Here is a 25,043-nt window from a genome sequence, read left to right on the forward strand (position 1 = left end):
AGTATTTCTCGGATGTACCCAGTCCCTGTGGGAGCGAGCCTGCTCGCGAAGACGGCGGGATAATCGCCACCGTCCCCTCTGCTCATATTCCTTCCATAAAAAAACCCGGCAAAAGCCGGGTTTCTTGACTGGCGTCGAGCTTAAGCGGTGAAGGTCTTGCCTTCGAACTGCTCGGCCACGAACTTCCAGTTGACCAGGTTCCAGAACGCTTCGACATACTTCGGACGAAGGTTGCGGTAGTCGATGTAGTAGGCGTGTTCCCAGACGTCGCAGGTCAGCAGCGGGGTGTCGCCGTTGGTCAGCGGGTTGCCGGCGCCGATGGTGCTGGCCAGGGCCAGGGAACCGTCAGCCTTCTTCACCAGCCAGCCCCAACCGGAACCGAAGGTGCCGATGGACGTCTTGCTGAACTCTTCCTTGAACTTGTCGAACGAACCGAAAGCAGCGTTGATGGCTTCAGCCAGCGCGCCGGTTGGTTGACCACCAGCGTTTGGCGCCAGGCAGTTCCAGTAGAAAGTGTGGTTCCAGACCTGAGCCGCGTTGTTGAAGATACCGCCCGAGGAAGTCTTGACGATCTCTTCCAGGGTCTTGCCTTCGAACTCGGTGCCTGGCACCAGGTTGTTCAGGTTCACGACGTAGGTGTTGTGGTGCTTGTCGTGGTGGTATTCCAGGGTTTCCTTGGAAATGTGCGGCTGCAGGGCATCGTGTGCGTACGGCAGCGGCGGCAATTCGAAAGCCATAATGATTCTCCTATCAGGTCAGTTGCGGTGAGCGCAAGGCCTATCACGGGCGGCCAGACAAGCGCCGGGGAGTTTGTACTCTTTGCGGCGCAGGGAGTCGGATCATAGCACCGGGGGGGCGGCATAACCACGCAACAACTGTGTGGAATAGAGGTTCCGCGAGTCAGATGGCCGTGATCAACTGAAGCGCCACGGCAAACATCATCAGCGCCACCAGCAGATCGAGAATTCGCCAGGTACTGGGGCGGGCGAGCCAGGGGGCCAGCCATGCCGCACCGAGCGCCAGGGTGAAGAACCACAGCAGCGAGGCACTGGCCGCGCCCACGACATAAGCACCGGGCTCGGTTTGTTGTGCGCCCAGGGAGCCGATCAGCAGGACGGTGTCCAGATACACATGGGGATTGAGCAACGTCACCGCCAGTGCACTGAGCATCACTGCCCGCAGCGAGCGTACGGTCTGGCTCTCGCCCTGCTCAAGGCTCTGCTTCGAAAAGGCCCGGCGCAGTGCCTGGCTGCCGTACCACAACAGGAACGCTGCACCGCCCCAACGGGCAATCGCCAGCAGTGTCGGGTTTTGTGCCAGTACCGTTGCCAGGCCGAATACTCCGGCCGCCACCAACAGGGCGTCGCAGGCCACGCAGAGCGCCGCTACCGGCAGGTGATGTTCACGCCGCAGGCTTTGCGCCAGGACAAACGCATTCTGGGTGCCGATCGCCATGATCAGGCCGAAGGCTACCAACAGGCCGTTCAGATAACTTTGCCACATGATGTTTTACTCCGCGTTGGCTGCCAGATCCCGCAGCACTTGCAGGGCACGGTCGGCGTCGGCCTGGCCGACAAACAAATGGTCGTGGTAGTAGCCGGCGATCACATTGCAACTGATGCCGGCCTTGCCCAATGCCGTGGCGAACGCGGCGGTCAGGCCGACCGCTTCGAGGGCCGAATGCACGTTCAGGGTGATCCAGGCGGCGATGTAGTCGAAGCTCAACCCGGCTTTTTCGGCGTGGGCGCGTTCGAGAATCACGGTCAGGCCTTCCTGCTCGCGGAAGCTGCCGACAATCTCCAGATCCGCAGGCAACCTGCCGTCGCGCAGGGTACAGAACACGTATTCGCCGGCGTTGAGTTGCGGGCTCATGCTGCGCAGCAGCGTTGCCAATGAAGTTTCGCCAGCCATGTGGGTGATCCTTGTTCAAGTGTTCTTGCTGGTCATTGTCCTTGTGAAGGTTGTATAAGAAAAACCAATCTTGCTGATCGCTCATTAGGAAAACTGATGTTCGACTATAAATTGCTTTCTGCCCTGGCCGCCGTGGTCGAGCAGGCCGGTTTTGAACGTGCAGCCCAGGTGCTGGGTTTGTCGCAATCGGCGATTTCCCAGCGCATCAAGTTGCTGGAAGCACGGGTTGGCCAGCCGGTGCTGGTGCGGGCCACGCCACCCACGCCGACGGAAATCGGTCGGCGACTGCTCAACCATGTGCAGCAGGTGCGCTTGCTTGAACGGGATTTGCAAAGCCTGGTGCCGGCGCTGGATGAAGAGGGCCTGCCGGAACGCCTGCGGATCGCCCTTAACGCCGACAGCCTGGCCACCTGGTGGGCGCAGGCGGTGGGCGAGTTTTGCGCCGAGCAACATCTGTTGATGGATCTGGTGGTCGAAGACCAGACTGTCGGCCTCAAACGCATGCGCGCCGGTGAAGTGGCGGCCTGTGTGTGCGCCAGCGAGCGCCCGGTGGCCGGTGCGCGCAGCGTGTTGCTGGGGGCCATGCGTTACCGTGCACTGGCCAGCCCGGCTTTTATTGCCCGGCATTTTCCACAAGGCGTACGTGCCGATCAGCTGGCCCGCACCCCGGCGCTGGTGTTTGGCCCGGACGATTTCCTGCAGCATCGCTACCTTGCGTCCCTGGGCGTCGAGGGTGGTTTCGAACACCATCTATGTCCGTCCTCCGAAGGTTTCATTCGGTTGACGGAAGCCGGGTTGGGCTGGGGGCTGGTGCCGGAACTGCAGGTACGGGAACAACTGCAAAGGGGCGTGTTGCAGGAATTACTGCCAGATAAGCCGATCGATGTGCCGCTGTACTGGCATCATTGGCGTAATGGCGGCCAGTTGCTGGGTTTACTCACCGATCAATTGGTACGCGCGTCGAAACAATGGCTGGTGCCCTTGGCGCAGCCTTGAGCGTCAAGCTGCAAGCCGCAAGTGAAGCGCTTGCGCACTCGATTTAACTTGCAGCTCGTAGCTTGAAGCTTGTAGCTGCATCTGTAGGAGCAATTCATGAAGATTCTGGTTACCGGCGCAAGCGGCTTCATTGGCGGGCGCTTTGCGCGTTTTGCCCTGGAGCAGGGCCTGGACGTGCGGGTCAACGGTCGCCGGGCCGAGAGTGTGGAGCATCTGGTGCGCCGGGGCGCCGAGTTCATCCAGGGGGATTTGAGCGATCCGGAACTGGCGCGCGAATTGTGTTCGGACGTCGAGGCCGTGGTGCATTGCGCCGGTGCAGTCGGTTTATGGGGACGTTATCAGGACTTCCATCAGGGCAACGTCCAGGTCACCGAGAACGTGGTCGAGGCCTGCCTGAAGCAACGGGTTCGGCGGCTGGTCCATTTATCGTCACCCTCGATCTATTTCGATGGTCGCGATCATCTTGGCCTGACCGAAGAGCAGGTGCCCAAGCGCTTCAGGCACCCTTACGCCGCCACCAAGTACCTGGCCGAGCAAAAAGTCTTCGGTGCCCAGGAGTTCGGCCTCGAAACCCTGGCCCTGCGCCCGCGTTTCGTCACCGGGGCTGGCGACATGAGCATCTTCCCGCGCCTGTTGAACATGCAACGCAAAGGGCGCTTGGCAATCATCGGCAACGGTCTGAACAAAGTCGATTTCACCAGCGCGCAAAACCTCAACGAGGCGTTGCTCAGCAGTTTGCTGGCCAGCGGTTCTGCGCTGGGCAAGGTTTACAACATCAGCAACGGCACGCCGGTTCCGTTGTGGGACGTGGTCAATTACGTCATGCGCAAAATGGAAGTCCCACAGGTCACCCGCCATCGTTCCTACGGCCTGGCCTACGGTGTGGCGGCGTTGAACGAGGGTGTGTGCAAGTTGTGGCCGGGGCGCCCCGAGCCGACACTGTCGCGCCTGGGCATGCAGGTCATGAACAAAAATTTCACACTGGACATCAGCCGCGCCCGGCATTATCTGGACTACGATCCCAAAGTCAGTCTCTGGGCGGCCCTCGATGAATTCTGCGGCTGGTGGAAGGCCCAGGATGTTCGCTGATGCTCGAACAACGGCCCCTTACTGAACCGGAAACGGGACCTCAGGGTCAATGGTTATGGCTGTGGGGTTTATACTGCGCGGCATAACGCCATTATGTGATTCATTAAGGTTGATCCAATGTCCATGCGTAACGATGCCAACGACGACTTCGACGATGTACCGAGCCTGCGTGCAGACGTTCTCGATGACGATTTTCCACCCACGATCCGCTCGGTAGTGCATCCGCGCACGGCGCCGGTGGTAAAGGTCAAGGCGGCGAGCACCGGACCTCTGTGGGCGTTGGTCGGGGCCTTGTTCTTTGCGTTCGCGGGCCTGGCCTGGTGGAGCTTCCAGCAGATTTCTCTGATGGAACAGCAACTGGTGGCGACCCAGGAAAGTTTCGCCCGGATCAGCGAGGAAGCGGCCGGGCGCCTGCAGGATATTTCCGGCAAGGTTGTGGCCAGCCAGACCAGTGTCACCACCGACAGCGAAGCCCTGAAGCTGCAAATCCGCCAGCTGGAAAGCAAACTCCACGACCAGGGCGCTCAGCAGCAAGGGGTTGTCGGCCAAGCCTCGGAGCTGGACAAGCGTCTGGCACAAATGACCACGCAAACCGCCGAGGTGGACAAACGCCTGGTGCAGTTGACAGCGCAGGGCGCCGAACACCAGGCGGCCAATACGCAGTTACAGGCCGAGGTCAAAGCCTTGAACGCTGAATTGGCTGCGCTGAAAAATGCCCCGTCCGACTCGGAAAAGATCGATGCACAGCTCAAGAGCCTGGGCGCCGATATCACCGCGCTGAAGAAGCAAGGCAACCCGAGCGCTGCCATCGAGCGTCTCGAGCAAGACATGATCGTGGTCAAAAGCGTGCAGGATAACCGTCCGGCTTCCGCTCAGGGCTCGACCAACACAGCCGAGTTCGACGCATTCCGCAGCCAGGTCACCCGCAACATCAATACCCTCCAGGCGCAGATCCAGAACCTTCAGCAGCAACTGCGCGCCAAGCAGTAATCCAGGTATTTGTGGCGAGGGAGCTGGCTCCATCGCCACACAAGATCATCTCCCACAGTGATCTCTGGCGTGCACAAATTCTGCAATGACTGGAGATCCAATGTGGGAGCGAGCCTGCTCCGGGCGGCGTTCCGACGAATACAGGCAACGCGGTCTACCTAGCGAACCTTGTCCTCGCGTCCGCGCAGCAACATGTTCGGCATGGCAACCGCCGCCGCCAACCCCAGCAACGACACCAGCGCACTGACCGTCAGCAAATGCCGGAACGTCAACAACAACTCGGCGCGCAAAGCGTTTTGTGCATCACCTGGCGCGGCGTTCAAGCCATCGAGCAACACATTCCCCGAACTGCCTTCGGCCATCAGCGACGAGCCGGCCAGGTGGGCGAAACTCGAATCCTGCAACAGCGCCAGCAGCAGCGCCGACATCAATGCCACGCCGACCGCGCCCCCCAACGAACGAAACAGATTGGTGGTGCTGGTGGCCACTCCGATATCCCGCTGGTCCACGGCGTTCTGCGTACCCACCAATGAAGTGGGGAACTGCATGCCGGAGGAGATCCCGCAGAGCAGCATGAACAGGCTACTCACGATGAAAGACTGCGGTGGGCTGAACGCCATGCCCATGATCGCAATGGGCATCAGTGCAGCGCCGGTGAGGATCATCGGCTTGTAGCGCCCGGTCACGGACGTGCGCCGGCCAGCGAAATACGCGCCAATCGGCAGGCCCATGGCCAACGGCAGCAGGTGCAGGGCGGCGCTGTCGGCACCGGCACCGGTCACGCTCTGGAAGCGCAAGGGCATCAGTACGATCAGCGAGATGGCCTGGAAACTGGTGAAGAAGATCGTGCACCAGCACAGGATCGCATGGCGGTTGGCGAACAGATGCATCGGCAGCAATGGCTCCCGTGCCCGCCGCTCATGGGCGACGAACAGCCCCAGAACGAGCACTGCACAAGCGAGCAACGCCAGCACTTCGACACTTCGCCACGAATGGCCCTGACCGACCTGGGTGATGCCCAGCAACAAAGCGGTCAGGCCGATGATCATCAGCACGGTGCCCAGGTAATCGATGATCGGCTTGCGTTGCGGAATCGGCAGGCCCACCAGCGTGCGCCAGGCTACCAGCCAGGCGCCCAGGCCCAGCGGCAGGTTGATCAGGAACACCCAGCGCCAGGACAGGTATTCGGTCATGTAGCCGCCCAGCACCGGGCCGGCCACGCTGGCCACGGCATACATGCTGCTGAAATAGCCTTGATACCGACCGCGTTCCCGTGGCGGCACGATGTCACCGATGATCGCCTGACTCACCGAGATCATTCCGCCGGCCCCGATGCCCTGGAAGACCCGCGCCAGCACCAGTTGCTCCATGCTCTGGGCCATGCCGCAGAACACCGAGGCCAGGGTGAACAGGCCCATGCCGAACAGCATCAGCTTGCGCCGCCCGTACAGGTCGCCCAGCTTGCCGTAGATCGGCACCGCCACGGTCATGGCCACCATGTAGCCGGAAATCACCCAGGCCAGCAGGCTGACGTCCTTGAACTGCGCGGAAATGGCCGGCATCGAAACGGCGACGATGGTCTGGTCCAGCGCCCCGAGAAAGATCGCCAGCATCAGCGCGATCAGCACGCTGCGGATGGCGGGTTTGGAGGTTTGAGGCTGGTGGAGATTGGTCACGGGAAAACCTGCGGGCAGTGATGGACCCGCACGAGGCAAGGCGAGCGGGGATGCTCGCCAGTTTAGATCGATAGCAAGCTATTCGATAGCCTCGTAGGGAAGTCCTACGTAATTTTCCGCAATGGTCTTGCGACCCGCCTCGGAGTCGATGAAGTACTCCAGTTCCGATTCGGCAATGCGCTGGCTGAAGGCATCGTGCTCATCGAAGCGGTGCAGCATCGAAGTCATCCACCAGGAAAACCGCTCGGCCTTCCACACTCGGCGCAGGCAGATTTGCGAGTACTTCTCCAGCAGATCAAGGCGATCTTCGCGATAAACCTTGAGCAGGATGTTGAACAGCGTGCTGACGTCACTGGCCGCCAGGTTCAGGCCCTTGGCGCCGGTGGGCGGGACGATGTGCGCCGCATCGCCGACCAGGAACATGCGCCCGTATTGCATCGGTTCGACCACGAAGCTGCGCAGTGGCGCGATGCTTTTTTCGATGGACGGGCCAGTGACCAGTTTGTCTGCCAGCGCTTGGGGCAAACGCAACTTGAGTTCGTCCCAGAAACGTTGATCCGACCAGTTGTCTACATGATCGCTGGTGGGTACTTGCAGGTAGTAACGGGTGCGGGTCGGCGAGCGCATGCTGCACAGGGCAAAACCGCGCTCATGGCGGGCATAGACCAGTTCTTCGTGGACCGGCGGGGTATCGGCGAGGATCCCGAGCCAACCGAACGGATAGATCCGTTCGAAGACTTTCAGGCTGTCGGCGGGAATCGATTGTCGCGCCACGCCATGGAAGCCGTCGCAACCGGCGATGTAGTCGCAATCGAGGCGATAGCGTTCGCCGTCTTTCTCAAAAGTGACAAAGGCTTCATCGGTTTTCATGCCGTGGGGAACGACGTTCTCGGCTTGATAAATCGTCTGCGCGCCAGCCTCCCGACGAGCGGACATCAAGTCGCGGGTGACTTCGGTCTGGCCGTAGATCATCACGGTCTTGCCACCCGTCAGGGCGTGCAGATCGATGTGGACCCGGCGTCCGTCGAGGGCCAGTTCGAAGCCATCATGCACCAGTCCCTCGGCGTCCATGCGCTGACTCACGCCGGCCTGGCGCAACAGCTCTACCATGCCTTGTTCAAGCACGCCGGCGCGGATTCGGCCGAGTACATAGTCCGGGGTCTGGCGTTCGAGTATGAGAGTGTCGATGCCGGCGTTGTGCAGCAGTTGGCCGAGCAACAGGCCGGAAGGGCCGGCGCCAATGATGGCGACCTGGGTTTTCAGCGTTTTCATTGTTTTTATGACTCGCAAGCTTCACACGGCCAGGGCCGGTGATTGATTTTTATGGATCGAGTGCTTGCATTTTTCCCTTGCGGGTCTGTCAATTGAAGGTGAAAACTGAGCCGATAGCTGTACATTCTGCCAATCGGTGCGATTATCGCCCGTCATCTACTCCGAGGCCTGGATTGAAGTGATGAACAAGCCTGACCTGCCTTCGATTCCGGTGTTCAAGCTCTACGGTGAAAGCCTGGATTGGCCGACCCCGGACTTGCTGCACTGTGAAACCATTTCCAAACGCAGCCGCGAACATCATTGGGAAATCAAACCTCACCGCCACGCGGATTTGTGCCAGTTGCTCTTCGTATTCAAAGGTCAGGCAGAGCTTGAAATCGAAGGCAAGCGAACGCAACTGGTGGAACCGGCCATCCAGATCCTGCCACCGTTGTCGGTGCACGGCTTTCGCTTTTGCGAAGACGTGGAAGGCTTTGTCGTGACCCTGGCCGCGCCGCTGATCGCCCACCTGCAGATGCAACTGGGGCACTCGGTCAATGCCCTGGCCCAGTCCGAAAGCTACCCGGCCGGCAAGGATGCCGAGTACCTCAACAGCCTGTTCAGTGCGTTGCAGAACGAATACAACAGCCATCAACCGGCGCGGGAAATGCTCATGCACTCTCTGGTCAGTGTGATCGTGGTGTGGATCAGTCGTCAGGTGATCCAGCGTCGCACCGCCCTGGCACGACCGCAGCGGGCCAGGGAATACCTGAACGGTTTTATTCAACTGGTGGAAGAGACCTATCGCCAGCACGTCAAGGTCGAGGACCTGGCTCATCGGCTGGGGATTTCCGTGTCCCACCTCAACGGCACCTGTCGTGAGCTGGCCGGGCAACCGGCGTTGCAGATCATGCATGAACGGCAATTGCTGGAGGCCAAGCGTTTGCTGACCTACACCAGCATGACCATCTATGAAATGTCCGACGTGTTGGGGTTTTCCGATCCGACCAACTTCACACGCCTGTTCCGGCGTCGCGTGGGGATTTCGCCAAAGGCGTTCCGCGACCGCTTGAAGGCCGATCAGGGCAACGAAGCCTGACCCCCTTCGTTACCGTAGGGCGTTGAGGGTCGCGTTGTGGGGAATGCAGCGCTCGAAGTTGCAGCTCGCGTATTCACGGGGCAGGTTGCGCAGTTGCTCGACGCGCCAGGCGGCAGCGCCATACAGTCCGAGCGTGACCGCGCAGGTGATGAAAATCGCGAGGTACCTTCTTGTTCTGATGTTCATGGCGTTGACCTCTGAACGAATACCTTTCGGTATTACTTTGAGCATAGGTCACTCGATGGCAGCTGCAAGCTTCAAGTTTCAAGCTGCAAGCAGGTGCTTTGATCTTGTAGCTTGTAGCTGGGTCAAAGGCCCACATCCCACTCAGGTTCCTCCGGAAATCTGAGCACCAGAAAATCCAGCAAGCTGCGCAACGCCGCCGGCATGTGCTTGCGCGAGGCATACACCGCATACACGTTCATTTGCCGGGGCTCGGCCGCCGGCAACAGGCGAATCAACTCGCCGCTGTGGATATGTACGCCGGCCTGGTAGGTGGGCAGCATCGCCACCCCGGCGCCGGCGATCGTGGCGCGCAACAACGTGCCGGTTTCATTGGCGCTGATGTTGCCCTGCACCGGCACTGAAACCTGCTCGCCGTCCTGCTCGAAATGCCAGAGGCTTTTGCCGAAGTAGGAATGGGTCAGGCAATTGTGCAGGCTCAGATCCTCGACCCGTTGCGGCACCGGGTGCTCGCGCAAGTAAGCAGGGGAGGCGCAGATCACCGAGCGGCAGACCGTCAGGCGGCGGGCGATCAGGTTCGGGTCCAGGTCGTTGCTGGTGCGGATCGCCAGGTCGATGCGTTCATCCACCAGGTTCACGGTGCGGTCGAGCATCTGCATGTCAATGCTGACGCCGGGGTAGCGCCTGACGTACGCAGCCATGGCATCGGCCAGTTGCGCCTGGCCGAAGGAGGTGCTGACACTGATCCGCAACAGCCCGCGCGGTGCGTCGTCCGGCTCACTGACGGCGGCTTGCATATCGGTGGACAAGTCGAGCATTTGCCGGCAGCGCGGAAGGATCTCGTTGCCCGCGGCGGTCAGGCTCAACTTGCGCGTGGTGCGGTGCATCAGGCGCGCGCCGACCCAGTTTTCCAGTTCCGCCAGATAGCGCGACACCACCGGCCGTGACAGCTCCAGATGATCGGCGGCGGCTGACTGGCTGCCGAGATCGACCACCGTGACGAACACACGCATTGCTTGAAGACGATCCATGATTTGCCCGTTTTCAGAAACAAACTATGTTCAAGCATCGCATTTTTTGTACTGAGTCAGGCAACTAAGCTCTACCTCATTCTCCCTCTACCCTGTAGGAGCGAGCACGCTCGCGATGGACCTGAGAACACCGCTGGGTTTCAGGGTGTCAGGGGGCCAGCGTTATCGTTCACGACCATCGCGAGCTTGCTCGCTCCTACAGGGGGAGGGACGGTGTTATTTGACTACGGAGCAACAGATGATCGGACTCATTTCTCTCAAGCGCATTTTGCTGGCTACGGCCACCCTCACTTTCGCCGCCCACGCCAGCGCGTCAACGCTGACCCTGGATGTCTACAACCCCGGCGAGAAAGCCATTTTTCCAGTGACCTCGGTGCTGGTCAGTGGCGAAAAAGAAGCGATCCTGGTGGACGCGCAGTTCGGCAAATCCCAGGCCGAACAGGTGGTGGAAAAAATCCGCGCCAGCGGCAAGCAACTGACCACCATCTACATCAGCCACGGTGACCCGGACTACTACTTCGGCCTCGATACCCTGACGACCGCATTCCCCAAGGCCAAGGTCCTCGCTTCGCAGCCGACCGTTGACCACATCAAGCGAACCGTCGACGGCAAACTGGCCTTCTGGGGGCCGAAAATGGGTACCGACGTGCCGGCAAAAACCATCGTGCCGGGCGTGCTCAAGGGCGACAGCCTGATCCTTGAAGGGCAGAAGTTGCAGGTGATTGGTCTTGATGGCCCACAGCCGGATCGCAGCTTTGTGTGGATTCCGTCGATCAAGGCGGTAGTCGGTGGTGTCGTGGTGGCGCAGAACATTCACCTGTGGATGGCTGATACACAAACTGCGCAGTCCCATGCCGATTGGTTGACCACGCTGCATTCCATTGAAACCCTGAAACCGCAGACCGTGGTGCCGGGTCATTACCTGGGTGACAGCACGGGTTCTTTGGCCTCTGTGCAGTTCACCGCCGACTACATCAAGGCCTTCGACGAAGAAACCGCCAAGGCCAGGGATTCTGCGGCACTGATCGCCGCGATGAAAAAACGCTTCCCGACCCTGGGTGACGAGAGCTCCCTGGAGCTGAGCGCCAAGGTCGCGAAGGGCGAGATGAAGTGGTAACCCATTGAGCTACCCAATCCGTAGGAGAATGTCATGAGCAAAATCGCAATCATCGGGGCCACCGGTCGTGCCGGCAGCCAATTGCTGGAAGAGGCCTTGCGTCGCGGCCACAGCGTCACTGCCATCGCCCGCGATACATCGAAGATCGATCAGCGTGAAGGTGTGGTCAGCAAGAATGTCGATGCCCTTGATGCTGCCGCCTTGCAAGCAGCCGTCGCCGGTCATGATGTGGTGATCAGCGCGGCGCATTTCGCCACCCTGCCAGCCAGTGCCGTGGTCGGGCCGGTGAAGAAGGCCGGGGTCAAGCGCCTGCTGGTAGTAGGCGGTGCCGGCTCGTTGTTGTTGCCGGACGGCACTCGGGTGATCGATAGCAAGGGCTTCCCGGCCGAGTACAAGGCAGAGGCCGGTGCCGGTGCCGAGTTCCTGGGTAGCCTGCATCAGGAAAAGGAACTGGACTGGACTTTTCTGTCGCCATCGGCGGAGTTTGTCGAAGGTGAACGCACCGGCAAGTTCCGCATCGGCAAGGATGATTTGCTGGTGAGCAGCGAAGGGCGCAGCTGGATTACCTTTGCCGACTACGCGATCGCGATGCTCGACGAAGTGGAAGCACCGAAGCATTCGCGGCAGCGGTTTGCAGTCGGGTATTGAGGTCCCTGATCTCCTGTAGGAGCGGGTGCCCGCTTGCGGCATGCTCGCGATGGTCGTCAACGATAACGCGGGCTGCCTGACGCCCCGCGGTGCCTGGTCTTGCATCGCGAGCATGCTCGCTCCTACAGGGTTACCGACTCTGCGCCTGCTCCACCAGCCAGCCCATCAATTCACGCAACTTCGGCGAAGGTCCGGGTTTTTCGGGGAACACCAGGTAATACGCCAATCCCGTTGTCACCTTCAGTTCGAATGGCATGACCAGCCGCCCGGCGTTCAGGTCGTCGCCGATCAGCGACCAATCGCCAATCGCCACCCCCGTTCCCTGGGACGCCATCGACATCGCCAGGTCCAGTGTTTCGAAATGCTGGCCCTTGCCGACATTCGTCAGCTGTACATCCGCCGCTTTCAACCAGGCTTTCCAGTCCCGTTCATCGCGGGTCGGGTGCAATAGCAGGTGTCGTTGCAGATCGGCAGGGGTCTGCAGAGGCATGGGGCCTTCGAGCATGGGCCTGGAGCACACCGGCGTGAGTTGTTCATCGAAGAGTTTTTGCGACATCAATGAATCGTCAGGCGGTGTGCCGTACATCACTGCCGCATCGAACTGCTCGCGATGAAAATCCACGCCGTGCTTGACCGTGGTGGTCAGTTCCACCGGCACGTCCGGGCGCTCCCTTTGCCATTGCAGCAGACGCGGCAGCAACCAGCGCATGACGCAGGTCGGTGCCTTGAGTTGCAGGGTTTCGCGCTTCTCGCCGATCTGTTCCACCGCCTCGTCGATCAGGCCGAAAATCTGCTGCACCCGTGGCAGCCACTCTCGTCCTTCGGCCGTCAGGTCCAGGCCTCGGGCCTGGCGAATGAACAGTTCATAACCCAGATGATCTTCCAGACCGGCGATCTGTCGGCTGACCGCGCCCTGGGTGATGTGCAGTTGTTCGGCAGCCCGGGTGAAGTTGCAGCACTGCGCGGTAATCAGAAAAGTGTGCAGCGCCGGCAGGGGAGGCAGTCGTTTCATTGGGATCCAAGGTATGACGTGAGGACATGGCTAGTATGACTTTTTATCCATTGTTGCGACTACCTGTCGCCCGTTCCAATGAGGCCATTCCCGGGCCTGCGAATCCATCATAAACACAGCGCATGCCCGGTGTCTCAAACGAACAAGAAGGGCAAAGACATGGCGACGTGCGGCGAAGTATTGGTCAAGTTACTCGAAAACTACGGAGTCGAGCAGGTGTTCGGCATTCCGGGGGTGCATACCGTGGAGCTGTATCGCGGGCTGGCCCGTTCGAGCATCAACCACGTCACGCCGCGCCATGAACAAGGCGCCGGCTTCATGGCCGACGGCTATGCGCGCACCAGCGGCAAGCCGGGGGTGTGCTTCATCATCACCGGCCCTGGCATGACCAACATCACCACCGCCATGGGCCAGGCCTACGCCGACTCGATCCCGATGCTGGTGATCTCCAGCGTGCAATCGCGCAGTCAATTGGGCGGCGGTCGCGGCAAGTTGCATGAACTGCCGAACCAGGGCGCACTGTGCTCCGGTGTCGCGGCGTTCTCTCACACCCTGATGTCGGCGTCGGAATTGCCGGGCGTGTTGGCTCGCGCCTTTGCATTGTTCCAGGCTGGCCGTCCGCGTCCGGTGCACATTGAAATTCCGCTGGACGTATTGGTCGAAGACGCTGACGAATTGCTCGCCAGCCTGCCGGTCAACATCGACCGCGCCGGTGCTTCGCCGAGTGCCGTGTCGCGCATGACCGATTTGCTGGCCGCCGCCAAGCGTCCGCTGATCCTCGCCGGTGGTGGTGCCATCGATGCCGCTGCCGAACTGACTGCGCTGGCCGAACTGCTGGACGCGCCGGTAGCGCTGACCATCAATGCCAAGGGCATGCTCGCCTCCGGCCACCCGCTGCTGATCGGTTCGACCCAGAGCCTGGTCGCCACCCGCGCGCTGGTCGCCGAGGCCGATGTGGTCCTGGCCATCGGCACCGAACTGGCCGAGACCGACTATGACGTGACCTTCGCCGGTGGCTTCGAGATTCCAGGCCAACTGCTGCGCGTGGACATCGATCCGGACCAGACCGTGCGCAACTACCCACCGCACGTGGCACTGGTGGCCGACTCGCGCAACGCCGCCCAGGCCTTGCTCAGCGCCCTGTCGCACAAATCCCTGGCCGAGCGCCGCAACGATTGGGGCCAGGTACGTGCCGCTCGTTTGCGTGAAGAGCTGGCCACCACTTGGGATGCACCGACCCTGGCCCAGACCCGATTCCTCGAAACCGTGCTGCACGAACTGCCGGATGCGGTGTTCGTCGGCGACTCGACCCAGCCTGTGTACACCGGCAACCTGACGTTCAACCCGGAGCGCCCGCGTCGCTGGTTCAACTCGTCCACCGGTTACGGCACCCTCGGTTACGCCTTGCCGGCGGCGATTGGCGCGTGGCTTGGCGGCAGTGCTGAAAACGGTACTCGCCCGCCAGTGATGTGCCTGATCGGCGATGGTGGCCTGCAGTTCACCCTGTCGGAACTGGCCAGCGCCGTTGAAGCGCGCACTCCGGTCATCGTGCTGCTGTGGAATAACCAGGGCTACGAAGAGATCAAGAAATACATGGTCAACCGCGCCATCGAGCCGGTCGGCGTGGACATCTACACCCCGGACTTCATCGGTGTGGCCAAGGCATTGGGCTGCGCTGCCGAAGCGATCGACAGTGTCGAGCAACTGCGCGGCGCATTGCGCATGGCGGCGGATCGCCAAGGCCCGACCCTGATTGAAATCGATCAGGCCGTGTGGATGAAGGCGGTGTCGAAATGACTTTCCCGACTACCTTGGACGGCCTCTACATCAACGGCCAATGGTCGGCCGGTAACGAACACCTGCGGGTGATCAACCCGGCGACCGAAGCCCTGTTGACCACGGTCAATGGCGGCGACGAGCGCGCTGTCGATCAAGCGGTGAGCGCGGCAACCCAGGCGTTCGCCGACTGGTCGAAAACCACCGGTGCCGAACGCGCTGCAATCCTGCGCAAAATCGCCGCGGGCGTGCAGGCCCACCGTGAAAAACTGATGTACCTGCAGTCGAGCAACAACGGCAAGCCGCAGTTTGAAGCGGCGATCGACGTCGATGACGTGATCGCCACGTTCGAGTACTACGCCGGCCTTGCCGAAGGGCTGGATGCGAAACAGGACAGCGCCGTTGAGCTGCCGACTGACGACTTCAGCGCTCGTTTGCGCCGCGAGCCGTGCGGTGTGGTCGGCCTGATCGTGCCGTGGAACTTCCCGATGGTCACCACCGCGTGGAAACTCGCCCCGGCCCTGGCCGCCGGTTGCTGCGTGGTGCTCAAGCCTTCGGAAGTGACGCCGCTGCCGGAGCTGGAACTGGCGGCAATCATCGCCCAGGCCGGCGTGCCGGCGGGGGTGTTCAACCTGGTGTGCGGCACCGGTCTGGCCGTTGGTGCGCCGCTGTCGGCAGATCCGCGCATTGCCAAGGTGTCGTTCACCGGCAGCAATGCGGTCGGCGTGCAGGTCATGCAGCGTGCGGCAGAGTCCGTCAAGGGCGTGAGCCTGGAACTGGGCGGCAAATCTTCGCTGCTGGTGCTGGCCGATGCCGATCTCGACCTGGCGGTGGAAGTGGCATGCGGCGGCGGTTTCTTCAACGCCGGGCAGATGTGCTCCGCCACCAGTCGCGTGCTGGTCGCCGATGAGTTGGCCGATGAGTTCCTCGGCCGCGTGAAGGCGCGTGCCGAAGCCATTCGCGTGGCCGACCCGTTTGACCCGAATGTGGAAATGGGCGCACTGGTCAATCAGGCGCAATACCAGCGCGTGCTCGGCCACATCGATCGCGGCTTGAGTGCCGGTGCCAGGCTGGTGTGCGGCGGCAATCGCCCGGCCGACCTGCCGCGCGGATATTTCTTGCAGCCGACGGTTTTCACCGAAGTGCCCCTCGACAGTGCGCTGTGGAATGAAGAGATTTTCGGCCCGGTGATCTGCGTGCGCCGTTTCACCTCTGAAGCCGAGGCGATTGCCCTGGCCAACGATAGTCAGTTCGGCCTGGTGGCCAGCGTGGTGACGCGCAATGCACAGACCGCTGACCGCGTCGCCAATGCTTTGCAGGCGGGGCTGGTGTGGATCAACGCGCCGCAGGTGATCTTCCCGCAGACCGCCTGGGGTGGCTACAAGCAGAGCAGTATCGGCCGTGAGTTGGGGCCGTGGGGCTTGCAGGCTTTCCAGGAAATCAAACACGTGGTTCGAGCCGTATGACACCCCTCCTGTACTCCTGTAGGAGCGAGTGCCCGCTTGCGGCACGCTCGCGATGGGCGCAAGGACGACACGGGCTGTCTGACGCCCCACGTTATCGCTGACGTCCATCGCGAGCTTGCTCGCTCCTACAGGCACAGGGAGGCATGCGCTGGTGTCATGGCTTCAATGAGTTTTTATCGATAGTCAGGGGTTTTAAGCGACCTCAGGATTAACTCACTGGTTCAGCCAACCCCCGAAAACAGAGGGGCCAACGCTGATCAAGTGATGCGGATGCAACAGTTTCGACCTGCCTCATACCTACAAAAACAAAGGGAGTCCGTAATGGGCGAGCATGATCTGAACAGACGTCAATTCATCAAGACCGTAGGCGTAGCCTCGGTAGCGGCAGCGGCGATGAGCATGCCGTTCATCAAGGCCAATGCCAGTGATACACGCTTTGCCGGCAAGACCCTGCGTTTGCTGACCTGGTCCGACGATACCGGCCTGGCTGCACTGCGCAACATTGCTGCGACTTTCGAAGACAAGTACGGCTGCAAGGTCATCGCTGACCGCACCGGCAGTACCTCGGAAATGGTCGCCAAACTCAAGGCCGGCGGCGATCGTCCGCAGTACGACGTCATCACCCTGGCCGGCGTCGGTGCCGAAGGTCTGGCCGCCGCCAACCTGTTGGAAAAACCCGACCTCAACCGCATCCCCAACCTGGTCGATGTACCGGAAAAATACCGCACCGGCGCCAATGGCCACGGTATCGGTTACCTGCTGTGGTGCAACAGCCTGGTCTACAGCACCCGCACCCAGAAGGAAGCGCCAACCAGCTACGCTTCCCTGTGGGACGCCGACCTGGCACCGAACATCTTCCTGCCGCCGCCGAACTGGACCGAGGCCATGGACCTGATCATCATCGCCGCCAAACTGGCCGGCGGTGACGAGCACAACATCGAGCCTGGCTTCAGGAAACTCGCCGAGCTGAAGGATCGTGTGGTGACCCTGGGTGAAAACCCGAACCAGATCGCCGAACTGTTCCGCACCGGTTCCCTGGACATGGGCGGCCTGTACGCGCCAGCCTTCTTCCCGAAACAGATCCGCGATCCGAACTACGGCCTGGGCGCCACGTTCGGCATGAAGGAAGGTTTCTACACCGACCTGATGCTGTCGGTGATGCCGAAGAACCGTCCTGGCGATACCGACCTGGCCTATGCCTTCATCAACCACTCTCTGGACCCGCTGGTACAGGGCAAGATGGCTGAAGACATCTACAACGGCCCGGTCAACGCCAAGGCGATCATTTCCGCCGAAGCACGCAAGAGCCCGTACATCCTCACGCCGGAGCAGATTGCCGAGAAGGCGATCATGCACGACAACGCCTTCCTGGCGACTGTGCATGACCAATGGATTCGTCGTTACACGGAAATCTTTTCTTCCTGATCGAGTGACGAACACAGGATCTTCAAACACTGAAGATCCCCTGTGGGAGCGAGCCTGCTCGCGAATGCGTCAGCACATTCGGTAAAGATGTGACTGACACACCGCTTTCGCGAGCAGGCTCGCTCCCACAAGGGGCCGATGCGTCTGGAGGTCTTGTGTCTGTCAGCCGCTTTCCATTGACGAGACCCTTTGCTATGGAACACCAACCTCTGACCCATCCGGTGAGTGCCGCTCCCGTGCGCGTAGCTCAGGGTGTTTCACCCACGACGCGCGCCTGGTTTTTCCTCTCGCCGTCGATGCTGTTTCTTGGCGTATTGATTGCCGCGAGCCTCCTGGTACTGCGCATGAGCGTGGGCACCAAAGGCGCGGAATAGTCCGGGTTCAGCCTGGCCAGCTACGCCCAGTTGCTGGAACCCTATTACCTCAAATCGCTGGTGCTGACCCTGCGCCTGGCGCTGATCAGCGCGGTGATCGCCGTGATGCTGGCGATCCCGGTGGCCTACACCATGTCGCGCCTGACCTCGCCATTGGTGCGGCGGATCTTCCTGGCGGCGGTGTTGCTGCCATTGCTGGTCAACCTGCTGCTGCAAAGCTACGGCTGGCTGGTGATCCTCGGTCCCGGTGGCATGCTTAACCAGACCCTGATGGGACTGGGCCTGATCAGTCGCCCGATCATGCTGTTGTACAACCAGAACGGCGTGTTGATGGGCCTGGTGCAAACCGCCTTCCCGCTGGCCGTGTTGCCGATTGCCAGCGCCATGCGCGGCGTCGCCCGCAGCTACGAAGAAGCTGCCGCCACCCTCGGCGCCAGCCGCTTGCAGGTGTTCCGCCAGGTGGTCTTGCCGATGAGCCTGCCGGGGATCATTACCGGAGCGACCCTGGTGTTCGCCTACAACGCCAGCAGTTTCGTGGTGCCGTTGCTGCTCGGTGGTCGGCGCGTGCCGATGCTGGCGGTGATGGTGCATGACCAGATCGCCCCGCTGATGAATTGGCCCGCCGCATCCGCTGCCGGTGTGGTGCTGATCGTGACCACCCTGGCGATCATGACCTTGTCCGAATACATCACTGGCCGTCGTCGCCGCATGCTGGAGGCTTCGCAATGAGTACCCTGATCAAGAAGCGCCAGTTGTTGCCGGGTGATACCGGCAGGTTTGCCGGCATCCTTTCGGGCTTCATCCTGCTGTTGGCGGTGCTGCCGATCCTGACCATGATCGTGATGTCGTTCAGCGGCGCGTCGAACCTCGACTTCCCGCCGAGCAGCTACAGCCTGCAATGGTACAAGGCCGCCTGGCACACCTTCGTGTCGCCGGATGCCAGTGATGTCCTGAGCCTCGGCCAGGCCATGACCACCAGCCTGCTGGTGTCGTGCCTGACCATGATCTTCGCCACGATCATCGCGGTGCCGGCAGCCTACGCGCTGACCCGTTGCGAGTTCCGTGGCAAGGCCGTGGCGCTGCAACTGATGTCGTTGCCCCTGGTGTTCCCGATGGTAGTGTTGGGCCTGGCGTTGCTGCTGGTGTTCGACAGCCTGCCGTTCCACATGACCACTTCGCGCCTGGTGATTGCCCACGTGATCCTCGCGTTGCCGTTCGTGATCAAGAACTGCACGGCGGCGATGCTCTCGATCGGCAGCGAAGTCGAAGAGGCCGCGCAAATGCTCGGTGCTTCACCGTTGCGGGCGATTGTCGATGTGGTGGTGCCGTTGATGAAGTCGGGGATCCTGGCGGGCATGCTGCTGGCGTTCATCGTCTCGTTCAACGAGTTCACCGTGACTTACTTCCTCTACACCATCGATGTGATGACCGTGCCGATCTGGATGTACAGCCGCACCGTGTCTTCGCTCGACCCCACCGTATTTTCGTTTGCCGTGCTGATTGTGTTGATCGACTTCGTCCTGATCTGGGCGCTCGAAAAACTGGTTGGTGAAGGTGGCGTTTCGTTCTGATTTCTTGAGGTGCTTCATATGTCTGGTCTGATTCTGGAAAACGTCGAGAAACATTACGGCTCGGCCTGCGCGGTAACCGATGTAAACCTGCATTTGCCCGAGGGCAAGCTGGTGTGTTTCCTCGGCCCTTCGGGCTGTGGCAAAACCACCTTGCTGCGCATGATCGCCGGCCTTGAAACCCTGACCGGCGGCGAGATTCGCCTGGACGGCGAAGACATCGGCAACACCCCGGCGCACCTGCGCAACTTCGGCATGGTGTTCCAGTCCCTGGCCCTGTTCCCGCACATGACCGTGGGCGAGAACATCGCCTACCCACTGAAACTGCGCGGGGTCAGCAAGGCCGACCAGCAGGCGCGGGTGGTGGAGTTGCTGGAACTGATCCAGCTGCAACCGATGATCAATCGCCCGGTGGCCAAGCTGTCCGGTGGCCAGCGCCAGCGCGTGGCGATTGCCCGGGCGATTGCCTCGCACCCGAAGATCCTCCTGCTCGACGAACCGTTGTCGGCACTGGATGCCAAACTGCGCGAATCGATGCAGGTGGAAATCCGTCAACTGCAACAACGTCTGAACATCACCACCATCATGGTGACCCACGACCAGCGTGAGGCCATGACCATGGCCGATATCGTGGTCGTGCTGGGTGAACATCGGATTCAGCAGGTGGGCACGCCGATTGAAATCTACCGCCATCCGGCCAACGAGTTCGTCGCGGATTTCATCGGCTCTGGCAACATCTTCCCGGCCACTGTCCTGGGCAACGGCAAGGTCATCCTGCCTGGGGGCGATGCGCTGCAAGTACCGATCTGCAGCAGCATTGGGGCCGGGGAAAAGGTGAAGATGCTGATTCGCCCCGAAGACCTGCAACTGTCGGCGCCACAGGCGACTGCGGGTAATCGTTTGTTGGGCAAGGTGACGTTCGTGCGCGATATCGGCGCGACCATCGAGACCACCGTCGAGTGTTCCGGAGTGTCGTTCACCGCGCTGAGCACGCCGTGCCAGGGCTTTGGCCTGGGCGTTGGGCATCCGGTGTCGGTGACCTTGCCGATGGAGGCTTGTCGGGTGCTGGGGGCCTGATCGGGACTTGATGGTGTTTGTGCCGGCCTCATCGCGAGCATGCTCGCTCCTACAGGTTTTGTGATCACTGTAGGAGCGAGCATGCTCGCGATGAGGCAGGCACAACCAACACAACTTCCGGATCAGACCGACAACCGCAACCGCGCCAGATCCCTTGACGGCGGCGCCCCGAACAACCGGCTGTATTCCCGGCTGAACTGCGAAGGGCTTTCATAGCCGACCCGATACCCCGCCGCCGAAGCCTCCAGCCCTTCGGCCAGCATCAACCGTCGCGCTTCCTGCAGGCGCAACTGCTTCTGATACTGCAAAGGACTCATCGCCGTCATCGCCTTGAAGCGGTGATGCAGCGTCGACACGCTCAGGTTCACTTCCCTGGCCAGATCATCGATGCGCAACGGCTGTTCAAAATTGCCATTGAGCCACTTGATCGCCTGGCTGATGCGATGGCTCTGACTGTTGGTGATGGCAATTTCATACAACCGATGCCCCTGTTTGCTGCGCAACAGTCGATAGAGGATCTCGCGGCGAATCAGCGGCGCGAGCATGGCGATGTCTTTGGGTGTGTCCAGCAACCGTGCCAGGCGCAGCACCGCATCGAGCATGGCGGTGTCGAGCCGTTCGACGTAAAGCCCGCGCCCGGTCGGCCGGGTAGGCACGCCGAGGGGGCCGGCGTCGGCGATCAAGGCAGTGATTTCCGCCGGATCGATGTCCAGGCGCAAGGCCAGGATCGGCTCTTCGGCCGAGGCATCCACCACCCGTCCACTCAACGGCATCGAAACCGAGACCACCAGGTAGTTCAACGGGTCGTAGTTGAAGTACTCGTTGGCCAACTGAACTTCCTTGCGCCCCTGGGCCATGATGCACAGCGCCGGTTGCGCGAGCACCGGGGCGAATTCATGGGGCTGGCTATGGCGAGACATGAACAGCGAGCCGATGGCCGTGGCATAACTGCCATCTTCGGCGGTGTTGCGGCGGATGATCGCCGCCAGTTCCGCGCGCTGCTTTTCCATGTCGGTGTCCAGCGGGGCTTGAAAGTGATCGAGCGACGACATGCGCGGCATCCTCGGCAAGGCATGGAAGGAATGGTGCAGAGCATATGTTTGTGCAAGTGACAGCGGTAGACACATCCTGCCGGATGCTTGCCTGATTCTGCCCGGGGGCGACCGGCGGTGTGAATGGTAGAGCCTCGTGCCTGAAAAACTTGCTTGAAACGCAGATGGCAGAACCGTGACAGGGTTTTACCGCTTGTTACAGGCTGAACATGCAGTTTCGCAGGATTGTGCAACGCGCCAGCAGGAATCGACTAACGAGACCGGCGTCGAAGCCCTTAACCTTTGATCCTGTCGCAGCCCGTCCCCGGCTGCCACGCGACTCCCCGGGAGGGTTGAACATGTCCAAGCAGATCCCCGTCAGTCATATGGCCTTCGTTCGAGCGCGCGCCGGGCGTTCGGCGGAACTCGGTTTGCGCCTGAGCGCCCTGATCGAACCGTCTCGCGCGGCGCCAGGCTGCCTGAGCTTTGCCTTGCAGCATTCGCAGTGCGATCCGCAATTATGGTTGGTGTCCGGCTTCTGGAGCAGTCAACAGGCAATGACCGCGTACTTCGGCACGCCGACGATGGAGATTTTTGCCGAACTGGTGCAGGAACTGGTGGTCAACAGCCTGGATTTCCACACGTTCAAGGATGTCTCGGCGGCGCAGGCCTTGCATCAGTCCGGGGCGGCGGTACACAAACTGGCCGGTTGAGGGTTTAATGGCGACATTCTCAACCAGCCAGGATTCGCGACATGGCACGTAAAGCCTTTGAACACTTCGAAGCTGTTTCCGCTGTAATACCGGGTGAGGGTGGTTACCACGCCGCTATCGCCGTCAAAGCGCTGGGTGGTTCCGGCGCCCCGCGTTTTCACAAAGTGCTGGAAGGCCAGGTTTTCAAGACCGCCCATGACGCCGATCTGGCGGCCGCCAAGGAGCTGACCCACCTCAAGGACGTCAAGGAAAACACCGACCTGCTCTGGTGATCACTTCACCGCCCCCGGGCGGTACATCTTGAACAACGCCTCAGGCCCCAGCTGGAAGTAATCCGCCGGCCCGCCGCCGCGCAGAATCGGTTCTGCCGCGGCGGTGTCGTATATCCCGTCTTTCAACAGCCACTTGGCGATATGCACGGCGACCACTTCGCCGAGGATCAGCCAGCTCGGTACCACGTTGCCATCGGCCCGCTGCAACTGAATGATCTGCGTGACCTTGCACTCGAAGGACACCGGGCTTTCGGCCACCCTTGGCACCTGAATGACTTTAGAGGCAGCGGTCGTCAGGCCGGCCAGTTCGAATTCGTTGACCTCCGGCCCGACCATGGCACAGCTCTGGTTCATCTGCTCGGCCAGCGGCCGGGTGGCCAGGTTCCAGGCGAATTCGCCGGTTTGCTCGATGTTGTTCAGGCTGTCTTTGCGCCCGACACTGGAAAACCCAATGATCGGCGGAATGTAGTTGAAGGCATTGAAGAAACTGTAGGGCGCCAGGTTCAAGCGGCCCTCGGCATCCTGTGACGAGATCCAGCCGATGGGGCGCGGGCCGACGATGGCGTTGAACGGATCGTGGGGCAGGCCGTGGCCGTTGGCGGGTTCGTAGAAGTGGATGTCGTCGGGCATTGGGGATTTCCAGTCGGATGAAGAACACTGTAGGAGCGAGTATGCTCGCGATAGCAGTTTGTCAGTCACATCAGGGGTGACTGGCGGACAGCCATCGTCGGAACGCCGCCCGGAGCATACTCGCTCCTACAGGTTTTGAAGCGGGTTTTGGCAGTCAGTCCGTGACGATCCGCGAATGCTTGCGGGTGTCTTTCATGGTGATGTACACCAGCAGCGACACGGCAATACACGCGGTCACGTACCAGTAGTAACCCGTTTCCATGCCGATGCTCTTGAACCACAGCGCGATGTATTCAGCGGTGCCGCCGAAGATCGAGACGGTCAGTGCGTACGGCAGGCCGACGCCCAGGGCGCGGATTTCGGTCGGGAACAGTTCGGCTTTCACCACCGCGTTGATCGAGGTGTAGCCGCTGACGATGATCAGCGCCGCCATGATCAGGAAGAACGCGCCCCACCAGGTCGTGATGGTATGCAGGGTAGTGAGGATCGGCACGGTGAACAGCGTCCCGAGGATGCCGAAGGCAATCAGGATCGGCCGGCGACCGATTTTATCCGACAGCCCGCCGATGACCGGTTGCAGGCACATGAACAGGAACAGCGTGGCGGCGGAAATGGTAGTGGAGTCGGAAATGCTCATGCCGACGGTGTTCACCAGGTATTTCTGCATGTAGGTGGTGTAGGTGTAGAACGCCAGGGTGCCGCCCATGGTCAGGCCGACCACGGTCATCAGCTCCTTGGGGTGACGCAGCAAGGTGCGCATGGCGCTTTCCTTGGCCTTCTCTTTTTTGGTGAACGACTCGGTTTCTTCCATGCCGCGACGCAGGTACAACGCCACCACGGCACACAGCGCGCCGATGGCGAACGGGATGCGCCAGCCCCAGGCGTAGAGCTCTTCGCTGGTCAGCAATTGTTGCAGCACGATCAACACCGCCAGGGCGATGAGCTGGCCGGAGATCAGGGTCACGTACTGGAAGCTGGAGTAGAAGCCGCGACGTTCCTTGGTCGCCATCTCGCTGAGGTAAGTGGCGGAGGTGCCGTATTCGCCACCCACCGACAGGCCCTGCAGCAAGCGCGCGAACACCAGCAGGATCGGCGCGCCGATGCCGATGACTTCATAGCTCGGGCTCAGGGCGATCAGCAGCGAGCCAAAGCACATCAGGTACACCGAGGCCATCAGGGCCTTTTTGCGCCCGACCTTGTCGGCATACAGGCCCATCAGCCAGCCACCGATCGGACGCATCAGGAAGCCCACGGCGAAGATCGCGGCAGTGTTGAGCAGTTGGGCGGTGGTGTCGCCTTTGGGGAAGAAAGTCTTGGCGAAGTACAGGGAGAAGGCGGCATAGACGTACCAGTCGTACCACTCGACCATGTTCCCGACGGAACCGCTGAAGATCGATTTGATGCGGCTGGCAGTGCTTTTTTCCTTGGCCGGTGCGGCAACCGACCCAAGCGGCAGGGAGTTGGAGTTATCCATTGCAGGATCCTTCATTTAATTGTTTTTGTGGAGCGCGATGAAACGCAGCCTGCAGGGGCTATAGCAGGAGCTGTGCCAAGGGGGAGAGGGCCGGTTTAGAGGGGTGAAGGTGTTTCGGTGAGCGGAAATCCGCTCATAAGAAAGTGGCTGTGGGCGGAAAGTTGCTCATCTGCCTGCAAGAGTTCCTGTGTTTGTGCTGGCCTCTTCGCGAGCAGGCTCGCTCCCACAAGGGAT

The 25,043-nt window shown here is 61.0% G+C and carries 24 protein-coding genes and 1 pseudogene; 14 read left to right on the forward strand and 11 right to left on the reverse strand.

Annotated features, from left to right (window positions below; genetic code table 11):
- Nucleotides 1–140: 140 nt before the first annotated feature.
- The 3 genes from CAG47_RS07090 to CAG47_RS07100 form a co-directional block, all read right to left on the reverse strand.
- A complete protein-coding gene (locus tag CAG47_RS07090; protein WP_007986065.1) occupies nt 141–737 on the reverse strand; it encodes a superoxide dismutase in 597 nt (198 codons plus the stop codon).
- Between the two features lie 163 nt (nt 738–900).
- Nucleotides 901–1,503 (reverse strand): LysE/ArgO family amino acid transporter, encoded by a 603-nt coding sequence (locus CAG47_RS07095; protein ID WP_085724188.1) that lies wholly within the window; start codon nt 1,501–1,503, stop codon nt 901–903.
- Between the two features lie 6 nt (nt 1,504–1,509).
- Nucleotides 1,510–1,911, reverse strand: coding sequence for an ACT domain-containing protein (locus CAG47_RS07100; RefSeq protein WP_085724189.1), 402 nt, complete (start codon nt 1,909–1,911; stop codon nt 1,510–1,512).
- 96 nt (nt 1,912–2,007) lie between these two features.
- Here CAG47_RS07100 and CAG47_RS07105 point away from each other — a divergent pair, with 96 nt between their 5' ends.
- The 3 genes from CAG47_RS07105 (at nt 2,008) to CAG47_RS07115 (ending at nt 4,986) form a co-directional block, all read left to right on the forward strand.
- A complete protein-coding gene (locus tag CAG47_RS07105; protein WP_085724190.1) occupies nt 2,008–2,907 on the forward strand; it encodes a LysR family transcriptional regulator ArgP in 900 nt (299 codons plus the stop codon).
- Between the two features lie 96 nt (nt 2,908–3,003).
- On the forward strand, nt 3,004–3,996 hold the full coding sequence (locus tag CAG47_RS07110; protein WP_085724191.1) for an NAD(P)-dependent oxidoreductase: 993 nt from the start codon (nt 3,004–3,006) through the stop codon (nt 3,994–3,996).
- Between the two features lie 117 nt (nt 3,997–4,113).
- A complete protein-coding gene (locus CAG47_RS07115) occupies nt 4,114–4,986 on the forward strand; it encodes an ATPase (protein WP_085724192.1) in 873 nt (290 codons plus the stop codon).
- 158 nt (nt 4,987–5,144) lie between these two features.
- Here the strand turns inward: CAG47_RS07115 and CAG47_RS07120 are convergent, their stop codons facing one another.
- Together CAG47_RS07120 and pobA are read right to left on the reverse strand one after the other, a co-directional pair.
- Entirely contained in the window at nt 5,145–6,662 is a 1,518-nt protein-coding gene (locus CAG47_RS07120) for an MDR family MFS transporter (RefSeq protein WP_085724193.1), read from the reverse strand.
- Nucleotides 6,663–6,740: 78 nt separating this feature from the next.
- Complete coding sequence (pobA, locus tag CAG47_RS07125; protein WP_177408933.1) at nt 6,741–7,925, reverse strand: 4-hydroxybenzoate 3-monooxygenase; 1,185 nt, start codon at nt 7,923–7,925, stop codon at nt 6,741–6,743.
- A 190-nt stretch (nt 7,926–8,115) separates the two neighbouring features.
- On the opposite strand from pobA, the gene CAG47_RS07130 reads away from it, so the two are divergent.
- Entirely contained in the window at nt 8,116–9,012 is an 897-nt protein-coding gene (locus CAG47_RS07130) for a helix-turn-helix domain-containing protein (protein WP_085724195.1), read from the forward strand.
- A 9-nt stretch (nt 9,013–9,021) separates the two neighbouring features.
- On the opposite strand, the gene CAG47_RS28650 is transcribed toward CAG47_RS07130, so the two are convergent.
- Both CAG47_RS28650 and CAG47_RS07140 read right to left on the reverse strand, forming a co-directional pair.
- Complete coding sequence (locus CAG47_RS28650) at nt 9,022–9,198, reverse strand: hypothetical protein (protein ID WP_007986083.1); 177 nt, start codon at nt 9,196–9,198, stop codon at nt 9,022–9,024.
- 122 nt (nt 9,199–9,320) lie between these two features.
- The gene (locus CAG47_RS07140; RefSeq protein ID WP_218190672.1) at nt 9,321–10,226 is read right to left on the reverse strand and encodes a LysR family transcriptional regulator; all 906 of its coding nucleotides are present in this window, start codon (nt 10,224–10,226) and stop codon (nt 9,321–9,323) included.
- 238 nt (nt 10,227–10,464) lie between these two features.
- Between CAG47_RS07140 and CAG47_RS07145 the strand changes: the two genes are divergently transcribed.
- On the forward strand, nt 10,465–11,343 hold the full coding sequence (locus CAG47_RS07145) for an MBL fold metallo-hydrolase (RefSeq protein ID WP_085724197.1): 879 nt from the start codon (nt 10,465–10,467) through the stop codon (nt 11,341–11,343).
- A 33-nt stretch (nt 11,344–11,376) separates the two neighbouring features.
- Nucleotides 11,377–11,991, forward strand: a complete 615-nt coding sequence (locus CAG47_RS07150) for an NAD(P)-dependent oxidoreductase (RefSeq protein WP_085724198.1) — start codon at nt 11,377–11,379, stop codon at nt 11,989–11,991.
- A 130-nt stretch (nt 11,992–12,121) separates the two neighbouring features.
- Here CAG47_RS07150 and CAG47_RS07155 read toward each other — a convergent pair whose 3' ends face one another.
- Entirely contained in the window at nt 12,122–13,003 is an 882-nt protein-coding gene (locus CAG47_RS07155; protein ID WP_085724199.1) for a LysR substrate-binding domain-containing protein, read from the reverse strand.
- Between the two features lie 159 nt (nt 13,004–13,162).
- Here CAG47_RS07155 and CAG47_RS07160 point away from each other — a divergent pair, with 159 nt between their 5' ends.
- The 6 genes and pseudogenes from CAG47_RS07160 to CAG47_RS07185 all read left to right on the forward strand — a co-directional run bounded on the left by CAG47_RS07160 (nt 13,163) and on the right by CAG47_RS07185 (nt 20,689).
- On the forward strand, nt 13,163–14,800 hold the full coding sequence (locus CAG47_RS07160) for a 5-guanidino-2-oxopentanoate decarboxylase (protein ID WP_085724200.1): 1,638 nt from the start codon (nt 13,163–13,165) through the stop codon (nt 14,798–14,800).
- Nucleotides 14,797–16,245, forward strand: coding sequence for an aldehyde dehydrogenase family protein (locus tag CAG47_RS07165; RefSeq protein WP_085724201.1), 1,449 nt, complete (start codon nt 14,797–14,799; stop codon nt 16,243–16,245). Before CAG47_RS07160 ends, CAG47_RS07165 begins: the two co-directional genes overlap by 4 nt.
- Before the next feature lie 321 nt (nt 16,246–16,566).
- Entirely contained in the window at nt 16,567–17,670 is a 1,104-nt protein-coding gene (locus CAG47_RS07170) for an ABC transporter substrate-binding protein (protein ID WP_085724202.1), read from the forward strand.
- A gap of 194 nt (nt 17,671–17,864) precedes the next feature.
- Nucleotides 17,865–18,773 (forward strand): annotated as a pseudogene (locus tag CAG47_RS07175) (ABC transporter permease).
- Entirely contained in the window at nt 18,770–19,615 is an 846-nt protein-coding gene (locus CAG47_RS07180; RefSeq protein WP_085724203.1) for an ABC transporter permease, read from the forward strand. Before CAG47_RS07175 ends, CAG47_RS07180 begins: the two are co-directional and overlap by 4 nt.
- 18 nt (nt 19,616–19,633) lie before the next feature.
- Nucleotides 19,634–20,689 (forward strand): ABC transporter ATP-binding protein, encoded by a 1,056-nt coding sequence (locus tag CAG47_RS07185; protein ID WP_085724204.1) that lies wholly within the window; start codon nt 19,634–19,636, stop codon nt 20,687–20,689.
- A 122-nt stretch (nt 20,690–20,811) separates the two neighbouring features.
- Here CAG47_RS07185 and CAG47_RS07190 read toward each other — a convergent pair whose 3' ends face one another.
- Nucleotides 20,812–21,741 carry an AraC family transcriptional regulator gene (locus tag CAG47_RS07190; RefSeq protein ID WP_085724205.1) on the reverse strand — a complete coding sequence of 310 codons (930 nt, stop codon included), beginning with the start codon at nt 21,739–21,741 and terminating at the stop codon, nt 20,812–20,814.
- Between the two features lie 338 nt (nt 21,742–22,079).
- On the opposite strand from CAG47_RS07190, the gene CAG47_RS07195 reads away from it, so the two are divergent.
- Both CAG47_RS07195 and CAG47_RS07200 read left to right on the forward strand, forming a co-directional pair.
- Nucleotides 22,080–22,433 carry a putative quinol monooxygenase gene (locus CAG47_RS07195; RefSeq protein WP_085724206.1) on the forward strand — a complete coding sequence of 118 codons (354 nt, stop codon included), beginning with the start codon at nt 22,080–22,082 and terminating at the stop codon, nt 22,431–22,433.
- A 41-nt stretch (nt 22,434–22,474) separates the two neighbouring features.
- Complete coding sequence (locus CAG47_RS07200) at nt 22,475–22,705, forward strand: hypothetical protein (RefSeq protein WP_085724207.1); 231 nt, start codon at nt 22,475–22,477, stop codon at nt 22,703–22,705.
- Here CAG47_RS07200 and CAG47_RS07205 read toward each other — a convergent pair whose 3' ends face one another.
- Together CAG47_RS07205 and CAG47_RS07210 are read right to left on the reverse strand one after the other, a co-directional pair.
- Entirely contained in the window at nt 22,706–23,335 is a 630-nt protein-coding gene (locus CAG47_RS07205) for a flavin reductase family protein (RefSeq protein WP_085724208.1), read from the reverse strand. It abuts the gene before it with no gap.
- A 154-nt stretch (nt 23,336–23,489) separates the two neighbouring features.
- Entirely contained in the window at nt 23,490–24,809 is a 1,320-nt protein-coding gene (locus CAG47_RS07210; protein ID WP_085724209.1) for an MFS transporter, read from the reverse strand.
- Nucleotides 24,810–25,043 lie beyond the last annotated feature (234 nt).

The sequence above is a fragment of the Pseudomonas sp. R37(2017) genome (assembly GCF_002113375.1).
Lineage (GTDB): Bacteria > Pseudomonadota > Gammaproteobacteria > Pseudomonadales > Pseudomonadaceae > Aquipseudomonas.

What these genes read in the sequence shown, in the direction of transcription:
- CAG47_RS07090 (WP_007986065.1), bottom strand. Translation starts at nt 737, where the DNA reads ATGGCTTTCGAATTGCCGCCGCTGCCGTACGCACACGATGCCCTGCAG.
- CAG47_RS07095 (WP_085724188.1), bottom strand. Translation starts at nt 1,503, where the DNA reads ATGTGGCAAAGTTATCTGAACGGCCTGTTGGTAGCCTTCGGCCTGATC.
- CAG47_RS07100 (WP_085724189.1), bottom strand. Translation starts at nt 1,911, where the DNA reads ATGGCTGGCGAAACTTCATTGGCAACGCTGCTGCGCAGCATGAGCCCG.
- CAG47_RS07105 (WP_085724190.1), top strand. Translation starts at nt 2,008, where the DNA reads ATGTTCGACTATAAATTGCTTTCTGCCCTGGCCGCCGTGGTCGAGCAG.
- CAG47_RS07110 (WP_085724191.1), top strand. Translation starts at nt 3,004, where the DNA reads ATGAAGATTCTGGTTACCGGCGCAAGCGGCTTCATTGGCGGGCGCTTT.
- CAG47_RS07115 (WP_085724192.1), top strand. Translation starts at nt 4,114, where the DNA reads ATGTCCATGCGTAACGATGCCAACGACGACTTCGACGATGTACCGAGC.
- CAG47_RS07130 (WP_085724195.1), top strand. Translation starts at nt 8,116, where the DNA reads ATGAACAAGCCTGACCTGCCTTCGATTCCGGTGTTCAAGCTCTACGGT.
- CAG47_RS28650 (WP_007986083.1), bottom strand. Translation starts at nt 9,198, where the DNA reads ATGAACATCAGAACAAGAAGGTACCTCGCGATTTTCATCACCTGCGCG.
- CAG47_RS07140 (WP_218190672.1), bottom strand. Translation starts at nt 10,226, where the DNA reads ATGGATCGTCTTCAAGCAATGCGTGTGTTCGTCACGGTGGTCGATCTC.
- CAG47_RS07145 (WP_085724197.1), top strand. Translation starts at nt 10,465, where the DNA reads ATGATCGGACTCATTTCTCTCAAGCGCATTTTGCTGGCTACGGCCACC.
- CAG47_RS07150 (WP_085724198.1), top strand. Translation starts at nt 11,377, where the DNA reads ATGAGCAAAATCGCAATCATCGGGGCCACCGGTCGTGCCGGCAGCCAA.
- CAG47_RS07155 (WP_085724199.1), bottom strand. Translation starts at nt 13,003, where the DNA reads ATGAAACGACTGCCTCCCCTGCCGGCGCTGCACACTTTTCTGATTACC.
- CAG47_RS07160 (WP_085724200.1), top strand. Translation starts at nt 13,163, where the DNA reads ATGGCGACGTGCGGCGAAGTATTGGTCAAGTTACTCGAAAACTACGGA.
- CAG47_RS07165 (WP_085724201.1), top strand. Translation starts at nt 14,797, where the DNA reads ATGACTTTCCCGACTACCTTGGACGGCCTCTACATCAACGGCCAATGG.
- CAG47_RS07170 (WP_085724202.1), top strand. Translation starts at nt 16,567, where the DNA reads ATGGGCGAGCATGATCTGAACAGACGTCAATTCATCAAGACCGTAGGC.
- CAG47_RS07180 (WP_085724203.1), top strand. Translation starts at nt 18,770, where the DNA reads ATGAGTACCCTGATCAAGAAGCGCCAGTTGTTGCCGGGTGATACCGGC.
- CAG47_RS07185 (WP_085724204.1), top strand. Translation starts at nt 19,634, where the DNA reads ATGTCTGGTCTGATTCTGGAAAACGTCGAGAAACATTACGGCTCGGCC.
- CAG47_RS07190 (WP_085724205.1), bottom strand. Translation starts at nt 21,741, where the DNA reads ATGTCGTCGCTCGATCACTTTCAAGCCCCGCTGGACACCGACATGGAA.
- CAG47_RS07195 (WP_085724206.1), top strand. Translation starts at nt 22,080, where the DNA reads ATGTCCAAGCAGATCCCCGTCAGTCATATGGCCTTCGTTCGAGCGCGC.
- CAG47_RS07200 (WP_085724207.1), top strand. Translation starts at nt 22,475, where the DNA reads ATGGCACGTAAAGCCTTTGAACACTTCGAAGCTGTTTCCGCTGTAATA.
- CAG47_RS07205 (WP_085724208.1), bottom strand. Translation starts at nt 23,335, where the DNA reads ATGCCCGACGACATCCACTTCTACGAACCCGCCAACGGCCACGGCCTG.
- CAG47_RS07210 (WP_085724209.1), bottom strand. Translation starts at nt 24,809, where the DNA reads ATGGATAACTCCAACTCCCTGCCGCTTGGGTCGGTTGCCGCACCGGCC.